Source organism: Paracoccus alkenifer, assembly GCF_900108405.1.
In the GTDB taxonomy this organism is placed as follows: Bacteria; Pseudomonadota; Alphaproteobacteria; order Rhodobacterales; family Rhodobacteraceae; genus Paracoccus; species Paracoccus alkenifer.
This window is the reverse complement of the sequence record NZ_FNXG01000004.1, coordinates 275,800-297,587: the sequence shown is the minus strand read 5'-3', so window position 1 is coordinate 297,587 and position 21,788 is coordinate 275,800. Positions and strand designations below refer to the sequence as shown.

The window sequence follows — 21,788 nt, the reverse complement described above, 5'->3', positions numbered from 1 at the left end:
AGATATACACGGCTCACGCGGCGGGATTCGGCCGAGCCAGATACATATACTTTCAACCGTTTGCGCCCGGATGCACCGAGGCTCTACCGGAACGCGTCTGCACATTGGCAAGTTGTCGCTCGCGTTGCAATTTATACATAAAGGCAGTTGACTCGTTGCGGTTAAGGATTCTTAACACATGGTTAATGGGCTGGCTATACTGATTCGCTGGTTTCGTTACTTCCCGTAAAGGTTGTTCATAACGATGTGTTGAGTCGGGCTTGACCTCTGGTCTAGTCTGCGTGGTCAACGGGTGAGGTGCCCGCCGTGAGCAGCAGAGGCTGTGTTGATCGACGCATGAACTACAGACCGGATATCGACGGCCTGCGGGCGGTGGCCGTTCTGGCCGTTCTGGCCTTTCACTTTCAGGTGCCGGGCCTTGGCGGCGGCTTCGTCGGCGTCGACGTGTTCTTTGTCATCTCGGGCTATCTGATCGGCACGCTGCTGCTGGACGAGTTGGGGCGCAACGGGCGGGTGTCGCTGGCCCGGTTCTACCTGCGGCGCTTTCGGCGCATCGCGCCGGCGTGGATGGTGCTGTGCGCGGCGGTGATGGCGGCGGGCTATCTGCTGCTGCTGCCCCACGACCTGCGCGAACTGGGCAAGACCGTGGTCGCCACCACCCTTTTTGCCGCCAATATCCAGTTCTATCGCAGCGCCGGCTATTTCGACGGCGCGGCCGAGGAAAAGCCGCTGCTGCACATGTGGTCGCTGGCGGTCGAGGAACAGTTCTATCTGGTCCTGCCGCTGCTGCTGGTGCTGCTGTGGCGCTGGCGAAAGGTCGGGCCGGGGCTGGTGCTGGTGTCGGCGGCCTCGCTTGTCGCCTGCGTCGCGATGACGCGGCACGACCACCCGGCCGCGTTCTTTCTGCTGCCCTTTCGGGGGTGGGAGCTGCTGACCGGGGTGCTGCTGGCGCGCGGCCGTGTGGCGCTGACCGGGGGCGCCGCGCATCTGGCCGCCTGGGCCGGTGCCGCGCTGATCGGGGGCAGCGTGGTGCTGACGCCCGCGGGGGCGGGGTTTCCCGGCGTGCTCGCGGTGTTTCCGGTGGCGGGGGCGGCGCTGCTGATCGCCTCGGGCGGGGCGGATACGCCGGTGCGCCGGCTGCTGACCGCACGGGTGATGGTGGCGGTGGGGCTGATATCTTATTCGCTTTATCTGTGGCACTGGCCGCTGATCGCCTTTGGCGGGTTGATCTGGGGCGACGAGCCGCCGCCGGGGCTGCGGCCGGCGCTGGCGGTGGCCTCGTTCCTGCTGGCGTTTCTGTCGTGGCGCTGGGTCGAGCAGCCGCTGCGCAATTCGACCCTGGTGCCGGCGCGTTGGCTGATGGGGGGCGTGGCGGGCGGCAGCGCGGCGCTGATCGCGCTGGGGATGCTGCCGTTCCTGACCGCCGGGCTGCCGGCGCGCTGGTCGCCGGTGGTGCTGCAATACGCCAGCGCCTCGCAGGATTTCATCCAGGACTGGAGCCGCTGTTCAACCGCCTCGACCGGCCCGCTGGCGGGGGTCGAGGTCTGCGCGCTGGGCCCCGACGGCCCGCCCGAGCTGCTGGTCTGGGGCGATTCCCACGGCCGCGCGATGAAAGAGGGGCTGGATCTCGCCGCGGCCGAGGCCGGCGTGCCCGCGCTGCTGATCTGGCGGGCGGGCTGCCCGCCGCTGTTCGGCGTCTCGAAACAGGAAACCGCCGCGACCCGCGCGCAGGACGCCGCCTGCCGTGCGGCCAATGATCGCATCATGCAGGCGCTGCCGCAGTTCCCCCGCCGCATTTTGCTTGTCGCGCGGTGGAGTTATTACGCCGAGGGCGCCGGGGCGGGCCGCGACCGGGTGAACCGCATCACGCTGGCGGATGACGCGGGCTCGGCCGACCCCTATGTGACCGCTGTCGCGCGGACGCTCGATCTGCTTGCCGCCGCGGGGAAAGAGGTTCACGTCATGCGCCAGCTGCCCGAGATTCAGGACTACGCCTCGGCGGTGGTCGCGCGCCGGCTGGCCCGCGGGGGCGATGTCGCGCCCCGGATGATCGAGACCCCGCGCCCCCTTGCCGAGGCCCGCGCCGCCCGCGCCCACGCGCCCTTTGACGCCGCCGCCGCTGCGGGCGCGGTGGGGGTGATCGACGGCTGGCCCCGGCTGTGCGACGCGGAAAGCTGTGGCGCGTTGCAGGGCGGCGAGGTGGTCTATTTCGACAACAACCATGTGACCAACCACGGCGCCATGATGCTGCGCGACCTGTTCGCGCCGCTGCTGTCGCGCGCCGCGCGTGCAGGCTCATGAGCTGGCGCCCGGGGTTCTCGCCCGATGTGGTGGTGATCGGGGCCGGCATGGGCGGCGGGCTGACCGGCCGCGCGCTGGCCGAGGCCGGGCTGTCGGTGCTGTTTCTGGAACGCGGCCCGACCCCTCCGCGCCGGGCGGTCAACCCGTTGGCGACGGAACTCACCGACCCCTATGCGCGCGAACTGCTGGGCTGCTGGCCCGTCCCCACCCGCGCGCATGTGGGCGGGGTTCCCAGCCTGCCGCCGCCGACTCAGGGGGTGGGGCCGGGGGGCACGTCGGCGTTCTATGCCGGGGCGATGGAACGCCCGGCGCGCCGCGATCTGGAAACCGTGGCGGCGATGGCGCATCCCACCGGCGGCTGGCCCGTCGGCTATGACGAATTCGCGCCGTGGTTCGACCGCGCGCAGGAAATGCTGCATCTGAACGGCACCGCTGACCCGCTGGGCGATGCGGGCGCGCCGCCGCTGCCCGCCCCTCCGCCGCTGTCCCCCGCGCATGAGGCCCATGCCGCACGGCTGCGCGGTCGCGGCCTGCATCCCTATCGCACGCCGCTGGCCATCCGCCATCTGCCGGGCTGTCGGGAATGTATCGGCCACCGCTGCCCGATGCCCTGCAAGATGGACGGCCGTTCCGCCGGGGTCGAGCCGGCGCTGGCCACCGGCAGGGCCGAGATGTGGGACCGCGCGGTGGTGCGCCGCCTGCTGGGACAGGGCCGCCGGGTCGAGGGCGTCGAGGTCGAAATCGACGGCCGCCTGCGCGTCATCCGTGCGCCGGTGGTGGTCCTGGCGGCGGGGGCGCTGTCCTCGCCGCGGCTGCTGCTGGCCTCGGCCAGCGAATCATGGCCGCAGGGCTGCGCCAATGCCAGCGGGCTGGTCGGGCGGGGGCTGATGTTCCACCTTAACGAGCTGTTCGCCCTGTGGCCGCCGCGCGGCCTGTCGCGGCTAGGCCCGCGCAAGGTGTTTTCGCTGCGCGATTTTTATGACGGCGACGCTGCCAGACCCGAGCGCTGGGGGCTGGTGCAGGGGCTGGGGGTCACCGCGGAATACGGGTTCATCCTTGCGGCGCTGCGCGCGAGGCTGGAAAGCTCGGTGCTGCGCCGGGTGCCGGGGCTGCGCGCGGCGATGGGGTTGCCGGCGGCGCTGGCCGCAAGGCTGCTGGGCAGCGCCGATCTTTATGCGGCGATGGTCGAGGATCTGCCCGTCGATGACAACCGCGTCGGCCTTGATCCCGACAATCCCGACGATCTGGTGTTCTGGTATGATCTGCCGCCCGAGTTGCTGGCCCGCCGCCGCCGGCTGCGCCGCCAGCTGTCGCGGCGCTTCGGGCGCGGGCGGATCCTGTTTCTCAACCACAAACCCGAGATCAATTACAGCCACGCCTGCGGCACGCTGCGGTTTTCCGACGACCCGGCGCGGGGCGTGCTGGACCGCGACTGCCGGGCGCATGACCTGGATAATCTCTATGTGACGGATGCTTCGTTCATGCCGACGGCGACCGGGGTGAACCCCAGCCTGACCATCGCGGCCAACGCGCTGCGCGTGGCCTCGGTCATCGCCGCCCGCCACGCTGTCGGACATGAGGCGGCGCGATGACCGCCGCGCTGCCGGGTCCGGCCACGATACCCTGCACCGACGCAGAAACCGGCTTGTGCCCCGTGGTGGTGGTGACGGGGGCCAGCGCCGGGCTGGGCCAGTTCCTGTCGGTGGCCCTGGCCCGCCGGGGCTGCCGCGTGGCCGGGCTGGCCCGCAGCCGCACCGAGCTGGAACAGACCGCCGCGCTGTGCCCGCCCGAGCATTTCCTGCCGGTCGTCGCCGATGTCGCGGACCAGCAGGCCGTCAACCGCGCCTTTCAGCGTATCGAGGCCGAGCTGGGCCCGGTGGGCATTCTCATTGCCGGCGCGGCGATCTATCCCCGCCACGACGTGCTGACCCAGCCGAATGCGCCGGTCCAGCAGGTGCTGGCGGTCAATCTGGTCGGGCAGTTGAATTGCGCCATGGCGGCGCTGGCGCAGATGGTTCCCCAAGGAAAGGGCCGCATCGTGATGGTCGGAAGCTTTGCTGGCGATGCGCCCTTGCCGGGCAGCCTGGGCTATTCGGTGTCAAAGGCCGGGGGGCGGGCACTGGCGCGGGCGCTGGCTGCGGAAACCTCGGCCCGGCTGCCCGAGATCGTGATCAGCGAATGGATGCCTCCGGTTCTGGCAACGCGGATGGGCCATGCCGGCGGGGTGGCGCCCGCGATCGCGGCAGAGTGGTGCGCCGAGCTGGCGATGGACTGCGACCCGGCGCTGCACGGCATGGTCTTTTCCGGCCCGGTCGAGCACCGCCCGCCGCCGGGCCTGCGCCAGCGCCTGCGCCGCCTGCTGACCCTGCGCCGGCCGACACCGCTGCGCCGGCTGGATGGTGGGGGCAGGTCATGACGCAAAACGCAGCCCCCGGACCCGAGGGCCACAATCCCGGCCCGCCCGCAGATTCCGGGCCGCGCCCTTGGCGCGGGTTGGCGCGCCTGTTGCAGGGCGACGGGCTGGGACGCCGCGCATTGCGCGGGTCGCTGTGGACCATCGTGGGCTTTGGCGGCTCGCAGGGGCTGCGGCTGGCGTCGAACCTGATCCTGACCCGGCTGCTGTTTCCCGAGGTGTTCGGCCTGATGGCGCTGATCATGGTGGTGATCCAGGGGCTGAACAATTTTTCGGACGTGGGCGTCGGCCCGGCGATCATGCAAAGCCGCCGCGGAGACGACCCCGATTTCCTTAATACCGCCTTTACCATGCAGGCGGTGCGGGGGCTGGTGCTGTGGCTGGCCTGCATCGTGCTGGCCGTGCCGATCGCGCATTTCTACGACACGCCCGAGCTGGCGTGGTATCTGCCGGTCGCGGGGTTCATCTCGGTCATCAACGGCCTGCTGACCACCCGAATGGAACAGGCCAACCGCCACCTGCAACTGGGGCTGCTGACCCGGATCGAGCTGACATCAAGCGTGATTTCCATCGTGCTGACGGTCCTGCTGGCGGCGGTGATGCGGTCGGCCTGGGCGCTGGTGATCGGCATGGTCGTGGGCACCGCCATCCACTGGCTGCTGGCCGAGACCATGCTGCCGGGCAACCGCAACCGCTTTCGCTGGGACCGCAGCGCCGTGGCCGAGCTGATGAGCTTTGGCAAATGGATTTTCCCCAGCACCATCGTGGGCTTTGGCATCGCGCAGGGCGACCGCGCGATCCTGGGGAAATACCTGACTCTGGACGAGCTGGGGATCTACAACATCGCGTTTTTCCTGGCCAGCTTTCCCCTGCTGCTGGCAATCTCGGTGATCTGGAAGCTGATGATCCCGGTCTATCGCGAGCATCATCAGGATGCCTCGGCCACGCTGACGCATCGGCTGCGGCGCATTCACTGGGGCCTGACCGGAGGGTTTCTTGCGGTGTTGGTGGTGATGGCGGCGCTGGGGCCGTGGATCGTGTCGCTGCTATACGATCCGCGCTACGAATCGGCCGGGATGATGCTGCCGATGATCGCCTGCGCCACCATCCCGCAGATCGTGATGCTCAGCTACGATCAGGCGGCGCTGGCCAACGGCGACAGCAAGCGGTTTCTGGTGGTGACCACGATCCGGGCGACGCTGTTCTTGTCGTTCTACTGGATCGGAGTCCATTTCGCCGGGCTGCCGGGGGCGCTGGCCGGGCAGGCGCTGGCGGCGATGCTGGCCTATCCGGCGATAGTGTGGATCGCGCGGCGTTACCGGGTCTGGGATCCGGTCCATGACCTGACCTTTTTTACCGCGGGGGCCGTGGCGGCGCTGCTGATCCTTGTGGTGTGGGCGGCATAGGCGGCGCGGCGCGGCTTGAGCGGATGGATCGCGGCCGGTGCAAAGCCCGGCCCACGCGCGGCCGCGGCCGGATTTCCGCCGCCGCAGTCTCGCCGTCGGACATATTGACCGTTATGGTGGTGTCTTTGTAACGCAGCCTTGTCATCCGGGCCTGACTGTTCCCGACCCGTGCGTCTGCCCCTTTCCGGCCCGGTTGCGCGGCCAGCCCATCGCCCGGGTCGCGGCCCGGAACAAGGAACCACCTGCAAGTGCCCAGCAGTCCCGTTGCTCTTATTGCCCTGGCCCTGTGGTTGCCGCTGACATTCGTGCTGTTCGCCCGGCTGAGTCCGCAAAGGGCGCTGCTGGTTTCGGTTCTGGGCGGCTATCTGTTCCTGCCGCCGCTGGTCGCCTTTGACGTGCCGTTGATGCCGGTGCTGGACAAGCTGGCGATCCCGGCCATCGGCGCCTATCTGGCCGCCTGGATGATCCGGGGCGAACGCGCGCCGCTGTTCGGCGCCGGTCCATGGGCCGGGTTGTGCGTCGCGCTGATCCTGGCGGGGGGGTTCGGAACCGCGCTGACCAATTCTGACCCTCGTTTTGTCGGCGGAGGTCTGGTGCTGCCCGGCCTGACCCTGCGCGACGGGGTGTCGATGCTGATCAACATCATGCCGCCGCTGCTGATCTGGGCGCTGGGGGTCCGCTATGTGCGCAGCGCCCGCGACCTGCGCGAGGTGCTGGGGGTGCTGGTCGCCGCGATGCTGATTTACTCGGTGCCGATGCTGATCGAGGTGCGCCTGTCGCCGCAGATGAACGTCTGGGTCTATGGGTTTTTCCAGCACAGCTTCGAGCAGATGATGCGGTCCGGCGGGTTTCGCCCGATCGTGTTTCTCGAACACGGGATCTGGGTGGCGCTGATGACCTATATGGGGGCACATGCCGCGGCGATGCTGACCCGGCTGTCCCCGCCCGAATCACGGGGGCGGATGCTGGGCGTGCTGCTGTATCTGCTGGTGATGGTGGTGCTGTGCCGCACGCTGGCCGCATGGCTTTACATGGGGGTCTTCATCCCGCTGATCCTGATGGCGCCGTCCCGGCTGATCGGCCGGGCGGCCGCGCTGATGGCGGTGGCGGTGGTCTGCTATCCGCTGCTGCGGCTTTACGGCCTGGTGCCGATCGACTGGATGCTGGACATGGCCGGCAAGGTCAGCGCCGAGCGGGCCTTTTCGCTGAAATACCGCTTCGACAACGAATGGGTGCTGTTGCAGCATGTCCAGATCCGGCCCTTTTTCGGCTGGGGGGAATGGAACCGCAACCATGTCTTCGACATCGACGGAACCATCCTCACGGTCACCGACGGCGAATGGATCGTGGTGATGAGCGCGCGCGGAATCGTCGGGTTCGTCGGGCGTTTCGGGCTGCTGGCGGTGGCGGTGCTGCGGGGTGTGCAGGTCGCGCGGCGGATGACGGGGCAGGGCGGCGCCGGACAGGCGCCCCTGCTGCTGACCGGGGCGGCGCTGATGCTGTCCATCAACATGGTCGACCTGATCCCGAATGCCACCATGACCCCGCTGACCTGGCTGCTGGCGGGCGCGCTGACGGGCGCCGCGCGTTTCAGCAAGGCGCCGTCAACCGAGGAACGACTTGAAGATGACGCAGCGCCGGATCATGATTCCGGACCGGATTCGCGCCCCCAGCGGACGCTGATCTGACCGGACAGGGTGAAAACTGTATAAAGGGACAGGGTTATTGTTCCAATTGCCTGCTGTATATGCGCGGGTGGATCGGTCTAACTATGGTTGTGTTTTATAAGGGGCGATTCACGCATGGGTATGCATGACAGGTCCGGTTCGGGTGACATCGCGATTGTCGGCATGGCGGCGCATCTGCCGGGGGCCGGCTCGATCGCCGAATATTGGGACAATCTGCGCGGCGGCGTCGAATCGATCCGCGAGCTGACCGAGGCCGAGTTGCGCGAGGCCGGCGAAAGCCCGGCCCGGATGCGCCAGCCCAATTACGTTCCCTTTGCCGCGACGCTGGACCGTTTCGACCATTTCGACGCCGAGTTCTTTGGCCTGTCGCCGAAAGAGGCGGCGATCATGGACCCCCAGCATCGCCAGTTCCTTGAAACCGCGTGGGAGGCGATGGAGAACGCCGGCCACACCCCCGAAGGTCTGGGCCGCCCCATCGGGGTCTTTGCCGGCTGCGGCATGGGCAGCTATTTCTATTTCAACGTCTGTTCGCAGGACGAGTTGGTGCGCTCGACCGGCATGTTCCTGCTGCGCCATACCGGCAACGACAAGGATTTCCTGTCCACGCGGGTCAGCCATATCCTCGATCTGACCGGGCCGGGAATTTCGGTGCAGACGGCGTGCTCGACCTCGCTGGTGGCGATCCACATGGCCTGCCAGTCGATCCGGCGCGGCGAATGCGCCATGGCGCTGGCCGGCGGCGTCACCATCGAGCTGCCTCACGGCCGCGGCTATCTGTATCAGGATGGTGAGGTTCTGTCCCCCGACGGGCATTGCCACGCATTCGACCACCGCGGGCAGGGAACCGTGTTCGGGTCGGGCGCGGGCTGTCTGGTGCTGCGCCCGCTGGCCGATGCGCTGGCCGAGGGCGACCATATCTGGGCCGTGATCCGCGGCAGCGCCATCAACAACGACGGCGCGGCCAAGGCCGGCTATCTGGCGCCCTCGGTCGACGGGCAGGCGGCGGCGGTGGCGGCGGCCTATCGCGCGGCCGGCGTCAGCGCCGACAGCATCGGCTATATCGAATGCCACGGCACCGGCACCTATCTGGGCGACCCGATCGAGATCGCCGCCCTGACCGAGGCTTTCGCCGAAACCGGCTCGGACGCCGCGCGCTGTCTGGTGGGCAGCGTCAAGACCAACATCGGCCATCTGGACACCGCCGCGGGCGTCGCCAGCATCATCAAGGCGTCGCTGGCGCTGCATCACGCGGAAATTCCGCCCTCACTGGGGTATGAGGCGCCGAACCCCTCGATCGACTTTGAACATTCGCCGTTTGCGGTCTGCGACCGGCTGACCCCGTTCCCGCAGCAGGGCGGGGCACCACGGCGGGCGGGGGTGAACAGCCTTGGCGTCGGCGGCACCAACGCGCATGTGGTGCTTGAGGAAGCGCCCGCCCGCGCGCCGTCCGAAGAAGCGGATTTTCCGTTCCAGCCGCTGGTCGTGTCCGCCCGCAGCAAGGCGGCGCTGGATCAGGCCACGGCGCGGCTGGCCGCGCATCTGCGCGCCCATCCCGAACAGCCGCTGGCCGATGTCGCCTTTACCCTGATGCAGGGGCGGCGGCAGTTCGACCATCGCCGCATCGTCGTGGCCTCGGATCACGAAACCGCCGCCGCGCGGCTGGAATCGGGCGACCAGCGGCAGGTGTTCACCCACCAGCATCTGGGCGACCGCCCCGAGGTCGTGTTCATGTTCCCCGGCGGCGGCGCGCAATATGCGCAGATGGCGCGCGGGCTTTACGATACTGAACCCGAGTTCCGCGAGTGGATGGACAAGGGCCTGTCGTATCTGGCCCCAAAGCTGGACTATGACCCTCGCACCGTGTGGTTGCCCGAGCCGGGGCAGGAAGCCGCGGCCGAGACCGCGCTGACCAAGCCCTCGGTCCAGCTGCCGCTGATCGCGATCACCGAATACGCGCTGGCAAAGCTGTGGATGGGCTGGGGGGTGCAGCCCTCGGCGCTGATCGGGCATTCGATGGGCGAAAACGTCGCCGCCTGCATCGCCGGGGTGATGTCGTTTGAGGACTGCATCGGGCTGGTGCACCGCCGCGGGCAGTTGTTCGACAGCGTGCCACCGGGGGGGATGCTGTCGGTGCCGCTGTCGGTCGATGCGGTAAGGCCGTATCTGAGCGACGATCTCGACATCGCCTCGGTCAACGCGCCCGAGTTGTGCGTGATTTCCGGCCCCGACGCGGCGCTGGACGCGCTGGCGGCGCGGCTGGCGGCGGATGAGATCACCCCCCAGCGCATCCGCATCGACATTGCCGCACATTCCCGGATGCTCAAGCCGATCCTGGCCGATTTCGGCGCGCATCTGCGCGGGATGAAGCTGTCGGCGCCGAAGCTACCGGTGATTTCCAACCGTACCGGCGAGGAACTGACCGCCGAACAGGCCACCGACCCGGAATACTGGGTCGCGCATCTGCGCAACACCGTGCATTTCGCCGACGGCATGGCGCAGCTGAGCCGCGACAAGGGGCGGGTTTATCTTGAGGTCGGGCCGGGGCGGACGCTGGCCTCGCTGGCTGTTGCCAACGGGGTGCCGGCGAACCAGTCGCTGGCGACGCTGCGCCACCCCGACCATCAGGTCGCCGACGACGAATGGTTCATCGCCACGCTGACCAGGCTGTGGGCGCTGGGGGTGGCGGTGGACTGGCCGCAGTTCTGGGGCGACGTGCCCCGCCAACGGGTGGTGCTGCCGACCTATCCGTTCCAGCGGCAGCGCTATTTCATCGACCGCGCGGCAACGGTCGCCCGCGACGATTCCGCCCGTTTCCCCGAACGGGTGGACGATGTGGCCGACTGGGGGTGGGAGCCTTACTGGCTGCGCCGCAGCGCCGAGATCGCGGTGGACGCGCTGGATCGTGCGGAAAAACGCTGCTGGCTGTTCCTGTCGGACGGGCAGGGCTTGGGCGCCGCGGTGGCCGCGCCCCTGCGCGCCGCCGGGCACCGGGTAATCGAGGTCTTGGCCGGTGACAGCTTTGCCCGGCTGGATCAGGACCGCTACTGCATTTCCGCCGAGCGCGGGCGCGACGATTACGACCTGCTGCTGGGCGATCTGGTGGCGCAGGGGCTGGCCCCCGACCGGATCGCGCATTTCTGGCTGGCCGCGGATGACGGGTTCCGCCCGGGGTCCAGCCTGTTCCACCGCAATCTGGAACAGGGGTTCTACAGCCTGACCTTTCTCGCGCAGGCGATGGACGAGGCCGGGCTGCCCACGCCCTGGCACCTGACCGCGATCACCAGCGGCGCCGCGGCGCTGCCCCTGCGCGGGGGTGTGGGCGGCGCGGCCGGAGCCTCCGGCGGGGATATTTCGGGACAGAAGATCGAGCGCCTTGCCCACCCCGAGAAAGCCGCGATTGCCGGGCCTCTGGGGGTGATCCCGCGTGAATTTGCGGGCGCGAGCTGTTCCAGCCTGGACATCGACCCCGCGATGTCGCCGGCCGACACTGCCGCCGAGGTTCTGGCCGAGCTGCTGGCCCCGCCCGGTCGCCGCACCGCCGCCCTGCGTGCGGGCGTCCGCTATGCGCGTGACTGGCGGCCTCGGGCGTTGCCAGCGGCTGAGGGTGCGGCGCTGCCGCGGGGCGCGGTCTGCCTGATTACCGGCGCCTTCGGGGGCATCGGCCTGACCGTGGCGCGGAGGCTGTGGCGCGACCATGGCGCGCGGCTGGTGCTGCTGGGCCGCAGCGCCCTGCCCGAGCGTGGCGAGTGGCCGGGGCTGATCCGGCAGGCCCCGCCCGGTGATGCTCTGGCGGCGAGGCTGCGCGCGGTCGAGGCGCTGGAGGCCGAGGGCGCCGAGGTGCTGACCCTTGCCGCCGACATCTGCAACGTCGAAGAGGTCGAGGCCGCGCGCGCCGCCGCCGAGGCTCGTTTCGGCCGGGTTGATGCGGTGATCCATGCCGCCGGTGTGGTGGATGACGCGCCGATCCTGACCAAAACGCCTGAATCCATCGGGCAGGTTCTGGCCCCCAAGCTGCATGGCACCATGGTGCTGGACAGCGTGTTCCCCGACGGCTCGGTCGGGTTGATCGGGGTGTTTTCGTCGTCCTCGACGGTGACGACGCCGCCGGGGCAGCTGGATTATGTCGCGGCCAACAGCTTTCTGAACGCCTGGGCGGAATCGCGCGCGGGCGGGGCCACGCGGGTGCTGGCGATCAACTGGGGGATCTGGGCCGATGTCGGCATGGCTGCTGCGGCGCTGGCGCCGCCTGCACCTGCCGCGCCCACGCCGATCGCCCAGCCCCTGCTGGCCGAGGCCGGGTTCGACCCCGACGGGCGTCGGCTGTTTTCGGGTGCGCTGGATCACGGCGACTGGATCATCGACGGGCACCGGCTTGCGTCGGGTCAGGCGCTGCTGCCCGGCACCGGCTATCTGGAACTGCTGGCCGAGGCGCTGGCCGAGGTCGAGGCCCCGGGGCCCCTGCGCATCACCGACCTGACATTCCTGCGCCCGCTGCTGGTGGCGGACGGGGAACAGGCGCGTATCCGGGTGCGGCTGGCCCGCACTCCGACCGGGTATGACGCGGAAATCCGCAGCGCCGTCGCCGTGGACGGCGCGACCGGCTGGCTGCTGCACGCCGAGGCACAGGTCGAAACCCTGGCCTCTGCGCCGCCGGCGCTGGACATCGCCGCGATCCGCGCCCGTTGTCCCCAGCCGGAACGGGGCGAGGGGCTGGTGACCGATCAGGAACGCCACCTGCGTTTCGGCCCGCGCTGGCGGGTGCTGCAAAGCCGGGCCTTTGGCGCGGGCGAGGGTATCGCCGATCTGGCGCTGCCTGCGCAGTTTCGCGACGCCGATGCCGGCTGGCTGCTGCACCCGGCGCTGCTGGACATCGCCACCGGCTGGGCGATGCGGCTGATCGAGGGCTATGACGACGCAAGGCTGTGGGTGCCGCTGAGCTATGGCGCGATCACCCTGACCGGGCCGCTGCCCGCGCAGCTCGTCAGCCATATCCGCAACGCCGCCCCCAATCGCGACGGCGACGGGTTGGCGCGGTTCGACATCACGCTGGCCGACACCGACGGCCGCGTGGTGGCCGAGATCGCCGGCTTTACCCTGCGCCGGATCGAGGGGGCGCTGGACCTGTCCGCCACGCCCGACGCGCGCGAGATCGTCTTTGACGCCTCTGACGCGCCGCGCCAGATCGGCCCGGCCGAGGAACAGCTGCGCCACAACCTGTCGCAGGGCATCCACGCCGACGAGGGCGCCGAGGCGTTCCTGCGCGCCATTGCCAGCGGTGCCGGGCAGCTGGTGGTCAGCTCGATCCCGCTGCCGGCGCTGGTCGCGCAGGCCGATGCGGGGGCGGACGCCGCCCTGCCCGGTGCGACCGAGTTCGAGCGCCCCGAACTCGACAGCGAATTCGTTGCCCCGCGCAACGATATCGAGCGCACTCTGGTCGGGTTCTGGAAAGACCTGCTGGGCGTCGGCAACCTGGGGGTCGAGGATAGTTTCTTTGACCTTGGCGGCCATTCGCTGATCGCGGTGCGGCTGTTTTCGATGATCCGCAAGACCTATGCGGTGGATTTCCCGATCTCGATCCTGTTCGAGGCCCCGACCATCGCCGCCTGCGCCGCGCTGATCGAGGCGCAGATCGGGCCGGCGGGCGACACGGCCGAGCCGGCGGCAGACAGCGCCCCGGCCGAGGTCACGCCCATGCGCCGCCATACCCATCTGGTCGCGATGCATCGCAGCGACGGCGGGCCGCGCACCCCGTTCTTTCTGGTGGCGGGGATGTTCGGCAACGTGCTGAACCTGCGCCATCTCGCCCAGTTGCTGGGCAATGAGCGGCCGTTCTATGGCTTGCAGGCGCGGGGGCTGTTCGGGGACGCGCCGCCGCATGAGGATTTCACCGACGCCGCGCGCGACTACATCGTGGAAATGCGGCAGGTGCAGCCGCAGGGGCCGTATCTGGTCGGCGGGTTCTCGGGCGGCGGGCTGATCGCCTGGGAAATCGCCCGCCAGCTTGAGGAGGCGGGCGAAACCGTCGCCGTCACCGTGCTGCTGGACACGCCGCTGCCGATGCGGCCGGTGCCGGGGCGGGTGGACAAGGCGCTGATAAAGCTGGCGATGCTGCGCGAGGAAGGCCCCGCCTATCTGTCGCGCTGGGCGCGCGAAAAGGCCGAGTGGAAGCGCGCGCAGCGCAACTCTCGCGCGGTCGAGGACGCGCACCAGCTGCATAACTCGGCGATCGAGGCCGCGTTCTATGCGGCGCTGCCCCGTTTCGACATGGTGCGGCGCGACGGGCGGGTGGTGCTGCTGCGCCCGGCGCTGGACCGGCGCTTCAAGGTGTCGGGCGGGCGCTGGATCAGCGCGGGGATGGAGTATGTCATGAAAGACAACGGCCTGACCCCGCTGGCCCCGGCGCTTGAGGTGATCGAGGTGCCGGGCGACCATGACAGCATGGTGCTGGAACCCAACGTCCGGGTGCTCGCCTCGCATCTGCGGCGCATCCTGACGCAGGCGGAATCCGCGCCCGCGCGGCAGGCGGCGGAATGACCATGGCGGTATTGCACGCGATCATCCTGAACTGGCGCACGCCGGACATGACCCTGCGCTCGGCCGAGGCGCTGGTGGCGGCGATGGCGGGCATCGACGGCGCCATCACCATCGTCGACAACGACAGCGGCGACGGCTCTGAGGGTGCCATCGCCCGCGGCATCGCCGAACGCGGCTGGGACCGGGTGCGGCTGCTGCAATCGGGGCATAACGGCGGTTTCGGGGCCGGCAACAACCATGCGATCCGGGCCGGGCTGGCGGACGGGCGGCGGCCGGATTTCGTCTATCTGCTGAACTCGGACGCATTTCCGGCCCCGGGCGCGGTGCGGGCGCTGCTGGACTACATGCTGGCGCATCCGCAGACCGGCATGGCCGGCAGCCATATCCACGGCCCCGAGGGTGATCCCCACAACGCCTGTTTCCGCTTTCCCTCGGTCGCGTCCGAGTTCGAGGGCGCGGCAGTGACCGGCCCGATCACCAGGCTGCTGCATCGCCATGTGGTGGCACCGCCGATCCCCCAGCGGACCACGCGCATGGACTGGGTGGCCGGCGCCAGCCTGATGATGCGGCAGGACATGCTGGACGAGATCGGGATCTTCGACGAGGAATTCTTTCTTTATTTCGAGGAAACCGACCTGTGCCTGCGCGCCGCCCGCGCCGGCTGGCAGACCGATTTCGTGCCCGCCAGCCGGGTGATGCATATCGGCTCGGTCTCGACGGGGATGAAGACCTGGGCGCGGACCCCGGACTACTGGTTCGACAGCCGCCGCCATTACTGGCGCAAGAACCACGGTCAGATGCGCTATATTGCCGCGACGGCGGCGGTGGTCGCCGGATCCATGATCGCGCGGCTGCGGGGGCGGCGCGCGGCCGCGCCCGGTTTCACGCGGCAAATGGTTGCCCATATGCTTGCCGGCCCCCAGCCGGCCCGGAAAGAAAGTCGGTAGAGAGTCTGTCATGTCCACTTCGGCGCTATTCATCGGTAACGAATCGCTTCTGGTCCAATGCGCCGAGCATTGGCTGGGGCGCGGCCTGACCATCACGGCGGTTGCGACGCGCAACCCCGACATCGCCCGCTGGGCCGAGGGTCGGGGCATCCCGCTGCGCGCGCAGGACGATCTGCGCACCCCCGAGGGGCTGGATTACGACTGGCTGCTCAGCGTGGCGAACCTGTCGATCATCCCGCAGTCGCTGCTGGGCGGCGCGCGGCGCGGGGCCGTGAACTTTCACGACGGCCCGCTGCCGCGCCATGCCGGGCTGAACGCGCCTGTCTGGGCGATTCTGGGGGGTGAGCCGCGCCACGGCATCACCTGGCACATGATCGAGGGCGGCATCGACGAGGGCGACATCCTGGTCGCCCGCGACTTCGAGATCGCGCCGGACGACACCACCCTGACCCTGAACGCCCGCGCGTGGGAGGCCGCGGTGGACAGCTTCCCCGAGCTGGCCGAGGCGCTGGTCGCAGGCAACCCCGCCCGGCGCCCGCAGGATCTGTCGCAGCGCAGCTATCACCCCCGCGACAAGCGGCCCGCGGCAGCTGGGCGGCTGGGCTTTGACCGCCCGGCGGCCGAGGTGGCGCGGCTGGTGCGCGCGCTTGACCACGGCGATTTTGCCAACCCTCTGGCGCTGCCCAAGCTGTGGCTGGGCGGGCGGCTGCTGGCTGTCCGCACGGCCGAGCCGGTCGAGGGGACGGGTGCGCCCGGCACCGTTCTGGCCGCCGATGACACCGGCCTGACCGTCGCCTGCGTTGCGGGCGCGGTGCGCCTGTCCGGCCTGCGCGAGATGGACGGGGCCGAGGTCGCCGCCCCGGACGCGGCGCGGGTGGGCGATGTGCTGGCCTCTGCCTCTGCCGATGAGGTTACGCGGATTGATGATGCCATCGCCGCGGTGGTCGGGGGCGAGGGCGCATTCCGCCGCGCGCTGACCGCTGAGCCCGCCGCGCTGCCCTTTGCGCAGCCGGCGCGCGGCGCTGCCGATTGGCAGGAATATCCGCTGGGCGCCGCCGCGACGCCCTCGGCGCTGGCGCTGTGGGCCGCGCAGCTGGCGGGGCGCGAGCGTGTGTATCTGGCCTTTGCCGATGGCAATGCGCCGCGGCTGCCGGGGTATCTGTCGGGCTGGGCGCCGCTGCCGCTGCCCGGCTCTGGCACGTTGGATCGGATCGCGGCAGACGCCGAACAGGGGTTCCAGCGCGCCCGCCGCTGGCCCGAATTCGCCGTGGACCTGCCCCTGCGCGACCCCGCCATCGGCCCCGCGCCGGTCCCCGCCATCGGCTGGTCCGACGCGAACCGCCCGGTCCTCGGCACCGTGCTGACTGTGACGGCCGACGGGCGGCTGCTGGCCGATTTGTCCCGCATCGACCGCATGGGCGCGCAGCTGCTGGCCGCGCGGCTGGCGCATTTCACCGCTGCGGTTGCCGCGACCGCCGGCGACGCCGATGCTGCCTCCATCCCCGCGATGCCCGAGGCCGAACGCCAACTGCTGCTGAGCGCATGGAACGACACCGCCTGCGCCGTCCCCGACCACTCGATCCATCGCGCGTTCGAGGCGCAGGCCGCCCGCACCCCCGGCGGCGCCGCGCTGTCGCATGAAGACAGCACCCTGACCTATGCCCAGCTGAACGCCCGCGCGAACCGGCTGGCGCATCTGCTGCGGCAGATGGGGGTGGGGCCGGGCACGGTGGTCGGGCTGAACCTGCGCCGCTCGCCCCTGCTGCTGGTGGGGGCGCTGGGCATCCTCAAGGCCGGCGGCGCCTATCTGCCGCTGGACCCGGCCTATCCCGCCGACCGCATCGCGCTGTATGTCGAGGATTCCGGCGCCCCGGTCATCATCACCGAAACCGCGCTGGAACCGGCGCTGCCCGACAGCGATGCGGAACTGCTGGTGCTGGACGCCGAGCCGCGGCTGGCCGCGATGCCGGAAACCAACCCCGAAGGCGGCGCCGCCCCGGATGATCTGGCCTATCTGATCTATACCTCGGGTTCGACCGGCCGCCCCAAGGGGGTGCTGCTGGAACACCGCAACGCGACGAATTTCTTTGTCGGCATGGACCAGCGCATCCCCGACAGCGACGGGCGGGTGTGGCTGGCGGTGACCTCGCTGTCCTTCGACATCTCGGTGCTGGAACTGTTCTGGACGCTGGCCCGCGGCTATCACGTCGTGCTGATGGGCGAGGAAGAGCGCGCGCTGGTCTCTGCCGGCAGCCGGATCAGCGCCCGCAAGATGGATTTCAGCCTGTTCTACTGGGGCAACGACGATGGCGTCGGGCGGCAGAAATACCGCGTGCTGCTGGAAGGGGCGAAGTTCGCCGACCAGCACGGGTTCTGCGCCGTCTGGACGCCGGAACGGCATTTCCACGCCTTTGGCGGCCCCTATCCGAACCCCTCGGTCACCGGGGCGGCGGTGGCGGCGGTCACGACCAACCTTGAGGTTCGCGCCGGGTCTTGCGTGGCGCCGCTGCATCACCCGATCCGGGTGGCCGAGGAATGGGCGGTCATCGACAACCTGACCAACGGGCGCACGGCGCTGGGCATCGCGTCCGGCTGGCACCCCGAGGATTTCGTGCTGCGCCCGGAAAACGGCCCGCCGAACAACAAGGCGGCGATGTATGACACCATCGACAAGCTGCGCCGGATGTGGCGGGGCGAGGCGGTGCCCTTTCCGCTGAACGACGGGCGCATGGTCGATGTGGTGACGCAGCCGCGCCCGGTCAGCCGCGAACTGGCGATCTGGGTGACCACCGCCGGCAACCCCGACACCTGGCGCGAGGCAGGCGAGATCGGCGCCAACGTGCTGACCCACCTGCTGGGCCAGTCCGTTGACGAGGTCGGCGAAAAGATCGCCATCTACCACGAGGCGCTGCGCAAATCCGGCCGTGATCCGGCGGATTTCAAGGTCACGCTGATGCTGCACAGCTATATCTGCCATGACCGCGAGGTGGCGCGCGACCGCGCCCGCGGCCCGATGAAGGATTACCTGCGATCCGCCGCCGCGCTGGTCAAGCAATACGCCTGGGCCTTCCCTGCCTTCAAGAAACCGCAGGGCGTGACCAACCCGATGGACATCGACCTGCGCAGCCTTGATGCCGAGGAAACCGAGGCGATCCTCGATTTCGCCTTCCAGCGCTATTTCGAGGATTCGGGCCTGTTCGGCACCGTCGAGGACGGGCTGGCGCGGGTCGAGCAGCTCAAGCGCATCGGGGTCGATGAAATCGCCTGCCTGATCGACTATGGCCTGCCCTGCGACACCGTGCTGGAGGGGCTGGCCCCGCTGGCCGAGATCCTGCGCCGCAGCAACGAGGCGCCGGAACTGGCCGAGGGCGACTGGTCGATCGCCGCGCAGATCACCCGCTACGGCGCCACGCATATGCAGTGCACGCCCTCGATGGCGCGGATGATCGCCATGAACGACGACGCCCGTGCCGCCATGGGCAACCTGCGCCACCTGATCCTTGGGGGCGAGGCGCTGCCGGCGTCGCTGGTCGCCGACCTGACCCGTGCGGGCGCGCGCCGGATCACCAACATGTATGGCCCGACCGAAACCACGGTCTGGTCCACCACCGCCCCCGCCGGGGTCACCGACCCGGTGGTCAGCATCGGCACCCCCTTTGCCAACACCCAGTGCTATGTGCTGGACGAGGACGGCCAGCCCGTGCCCCTGGGCGCCGAGGGCGAATTGTGGATCGGCGGCGAGGGCGTGGCCCGCGGCTATTGGCAGCGCCCCGACCTGACCGAGGACCGGTTCCGGCCCAACCCCTTTGCCCCGGGCCGCATCTATGGCACCGGCGATCTGGTGCGCTGGCGTCCCGACGGGCAGGGCGGGGCCAAGCTGGAATTCCTTGGCCGCGCGGACCATCAGGTCAAGCTGCGCGGCTATCGCATCGAGTTGGGCGAGATCGAGGCCGCCGCCGAGGAATGCGCCGGCGTCCGTCAGGCAGTGGTGATCTGCCGCGAGATGGCCCCGGGCGACCTGCGGCTGATCGCCTATCTGACCGGCGATCACCAGTTGTCGACCGATACGGTCAAGCGCCATCTGGCCGAGCGTCTGCCCCCGCATATGGTGCCGGGGCATTTCGTGCGGCTGGCCGAGTTCCCGCTGACCCCCAACCGCAAGGTGGACCGCAAGGCGCTGCCCGATGTGGTGGAAAGCGCCGATGCGGTGGCCGAGGATTTCGTGGCCCCCTCGGACGGGACCGAGGCGACCATTGCCGCGGTCTGGGCGCGGGTGCTGAACCGGCCGCGGATCGGCTCGCGCGACAATTTCTTTGCGCTGGGCGGGCATTCGCTGCTGGCGGTGCAGGCGCACCGGGAAATCCGCGCGGCGCTGGGGGGCGGCGTGCGGCTGTCGATCACCGACATCTTCCGCTTCCCGACGCTGGAATCGCTGGCCGCGCATCTGTCGGGCGGTGCGGTGGACGACACCGCCCGCAAGCAGGCCGAAGCCGCCGAGGAAACCGCCCGCGCCGACGCCATCGCGCGGCGCCGCGCGCTGCGGGCGCAGCGCGATGGCGGCTGAGGCCGTCCTGACCAAGGGCAGCGCCGCCCGCACGTTAGCGGCGCTGTTTCCGCCCGGCATCGGCGTCGGCGCCTGCGTGGTCGGGCAGGGCGGGCCTCTGCTGGGGATGGAATGCGCCGCGATGGCGCGCGCCGTCCCCGCACGGCAGGCCGAATTCGCCGCCGGCCGTCACGCCGCGCGGCAGGCGATGGCCGGGCTGGGCCTGCCCGCAAGCCCGATCCCGATGGGCGCGGACCGCGCGCCGATCTGGCCCGCAGGCGTCACCGGCAGCATCACCCACCACGGCACGCTGGCCTTGGCCGTGGCCGCGCGCGCCGACACCTTGGCGCTGGGGCTGGACGCCGAGCCGGACGAGGATCTGCCCGGCGATCTGCTGCCGCTGATCTGCGACAGCGACGAACGCGGCTGGATCTGTGGCCGCGACCGGCCCCTGCGCTGGGCGCGGCTGATCTTTGCCGCCAAAGAGGCCGCTTACAAATGCCAGTATCCGCTCAGCAGGACGCTGTTCGGGTTCGACGCGCTGACGGTGCGCGTCGAACCCGGCACCGCCGCCCTGACCGCGCGTTTCCTGTGCCCCGTCGCGCCTTTTGCCAAGGGTCGGGTGCTGCACGGCCGCTTTGCCTTTGCCGAGGGGCTGATCCTTGCCGGCTTCAGCCTGTTGCAGGAACCAGTTCGCGCAGATGCTGCATCCGGCGCCTGAACTCGTCCTGGAACAGACGCGCCGAGGCAAAACCCAGCGCCTTGTCGCCCATCTCGATCAGGGTTTCGCGGTCCTTGTCCAGCGTGGCGATCCTGCCCGCCAGCCCGGCCACCGATCCCAGCGGCGCGTGCAGACCTGCCTGCGAAAGCTCGGCCATCCGGCGCCACATCGCATTGGCGTAGCCCACGACCGCCAGCCCGCCGCCCATCGCCTCGATATAGGTGCACGAGGGGTCGGACTGACGGTGGCACGACAGGAACAGGTCGGCGCTTTCGCGGTTCAGCCGGGTCAGGGTGTTGCGGAAATCGACCGGCGGGTGCAGGCGCACCCGGCCGTCGAATTCAGCCAGCCCGGCGGCGATGGCAGGGGCTTCGCTGCCGCTGCCGTAGATGTCCAGCTCGGCCGTCACCCCCAGCCGGGCCAGTTCGCGCATCACCGGCAGCAGATCCTGCGCGCCCTTCATCGGCTCAAGCCGGCCGGAATGGATCAGCCGCAGCGGGGCGCCGCTGCGCAGGTGCTGCTGCCGCGCCTTGATGTCGGCCGGCGTCGCCAGCACCTCGGGCGTCAGGCGCCCGTCCATATAGGTCATCGCATTGCCGTTCAGCCGTCCATAGCTTTCGGCGGCGGGATAGCCGTTGCATTGCAGCGCATCGGCCTGGTGCATGGCCCGGCGCCGGCGCCGTTCCTGATGCAGCAGCCACGCCGCCCCGCGCAGCTTGCGCAGGGGGCTGCGCTGCCGGTCCAGCATCAGGATCTGCATCCGCGTTTGCAGCGTGTATTCGATCACATAGGCGATTTTCGCGCCCGCCTGCCGGGCCAGCGGCACCAGCGACAAAAGATTCGTGTCATCCGCGTCGGCAAGGATCACATCGGCGCCCTCGACATGGCCAAGGGCCACCGGCTCGTGCCGGCCCAGGATGCGCAGGTCGAACGGCAGCGCATCGAGGGCATATTCAGCGCCAAAGGGAATGTCGCCGCAGCCCTCGCGCAGCACGCAGCTGACCGGGCCGGGCCATGCCTCGCAATGCTGGGCCACACCCTCGACGAATTTCACGTCCAGCCGCAGCCGGTTGCCCATCCGCAGGACCGGGGCGGGCGCGAACATGATCAGGCGGGGTTGGTGCATTTTACGGTTTCCCGCACACCCTTCCCGTTTCCCGGTGCAGGGACACGGGTGCATGAATCAGCAGCCTCGCATCGGCGGGTTCTGGCATCCGCAGCATACTCCTGCATAG

10 protein-coding genes are annotated in these 21,788 nt (G+C 69.6%); 9 read left to right on the top strand and 1 reads right to left on the bottom strand.

Annotated features, from left to right (window positions below):
* Positions 1-336 precede the first annotated feature (336 nt).
* From BLW83_RS11770 to BLW83_RS11730, 9 genes are all read left to right on the top strand, one after another.
* Positions 337-2,301: an acyltransferase family protein gene (locus tag BLW83_RS11770; protein WP_090848419.1), complete on the top strand. Its 1,965-nt coding sequence runs from the start codon at positions 337-339 to the stop codon at positions 2,299-2,301.
* On the top strand, positions 2,298-3,893 hold the full coding sequence (locus BLW83_RS11765) for a GMC oxidoreductase (protein ID WP_090848418.1): 1,596 nt from the start codon (positions 2,298-2,300) through the stop codon (positions 3,891-3,893). The genes BLW83_RS11770 and BLW83_RS11765 overlap by 4 nt, the downstream gene beginning before the upstream one ends.
* Entirely contained in the window at positions 3,890-4,717 is an 828-nt protein-coding gene (locus BLW83_RS11760) for an SDR family NAD(P)-dependent oxidoreductase (RefSeq protein ID WP_090848417.1), read from the top strand. The genes BLW83_RS11765 and BLW83_RS11760 overlap by 4 nt, the downstream gene beginning before the upstream one ends.
* A complete protein-coding gene (locus BLW83_RS11755) occupies positions 4,714-6,120 on the top strand; it encodes an oligosaccharide flippase family protein (protein ID WP_090848416.1) in 1,407 nt (468 codons plus the stop codon). The genes BLW83_RS11760 and BLW83_RS11755 overlap by 4 nt, the downstream gene beginning before the upstream one ends.
* Positions 6,121-6,368: 248 nt before the next feature.
* Complete coding sequence (locus BLW83_RS11750) at positions 6,369-7,808, top strand: hypothetical protein (protein WP_218139124.1); 1,440 nt, start codon at positions 6,369-6,371, stop codon at positions 7,806-7,808.
* A gap of 120 nt (positions 7,809-7,928) precedes the next feature.
* Entirely contained in the window at positions 7,929-14,342 is a 6,414-nt protein-coding gene (locus BLW83_RS11745) for a type I polyketide synthase (RefSeq protein ID WP_090848414.1), read from the top strand.
* Positions 14,339-15,289, top strand: coding sequence for a glycosyltransferase family 2 protein (locus BLW83_RS11740; RefSeq protein ID WP_090848413.1), 951 nt, complete (start codon positions 14,339-14,341; stop codon positions 15,287-15,289). The genes BLW83_RS11745 and BLW83_RS11740 overlap by 4 nt, the downstream gene beginning before the upstream one ends.
* Positions 15,290-15,299: 10 nt before the next feature.
* Complete coding sequence (locus tag BLW83_RS11735) at positions 15,300-19,853, top strand: MupA/Atu3671 family FMN-dependent luciferase-like monooxygenase (RefSeq protein WP_090848412.1); 4,554 nt, start codon at positions 15,300-15,302, stop codon at positions 19,851-19,853.
* Positions 19,843-20,553: a 4'-phosphopantetheinyl transferase family protein gene (locus tag BLW83_RS11730; RefSeq protein ID WP_090848411.1), complete on the top strand. Its 711-nt coding sequence runs from the start codon at positions 19,843-19,845 to the stop codon at positions 20,551-20,553. Before BLW83_RS11735 ends, BLW83_RS11730 begins: the two co-directional genes overlap by 11 nt.
* On the opposite strand, the gene BLW83_RS11725 is transcribed toward BLW83_RS11730, so the two are convergent.
* Entirely contained in the window at positions 20,504-21,679 is a 1,176-nt protein-coding gene (locus BLW83_RS11725) for a glycosyltransferase (protein WP_177172561.1), read from the bottom strand. The two genes, BLW83_RS11730 and BLW83_RS11725, sit on opposite strands and share 50 nt — an antisense overlap.
* Positions 21,680-21,788 lie beyond the last annotated feature (109 nt).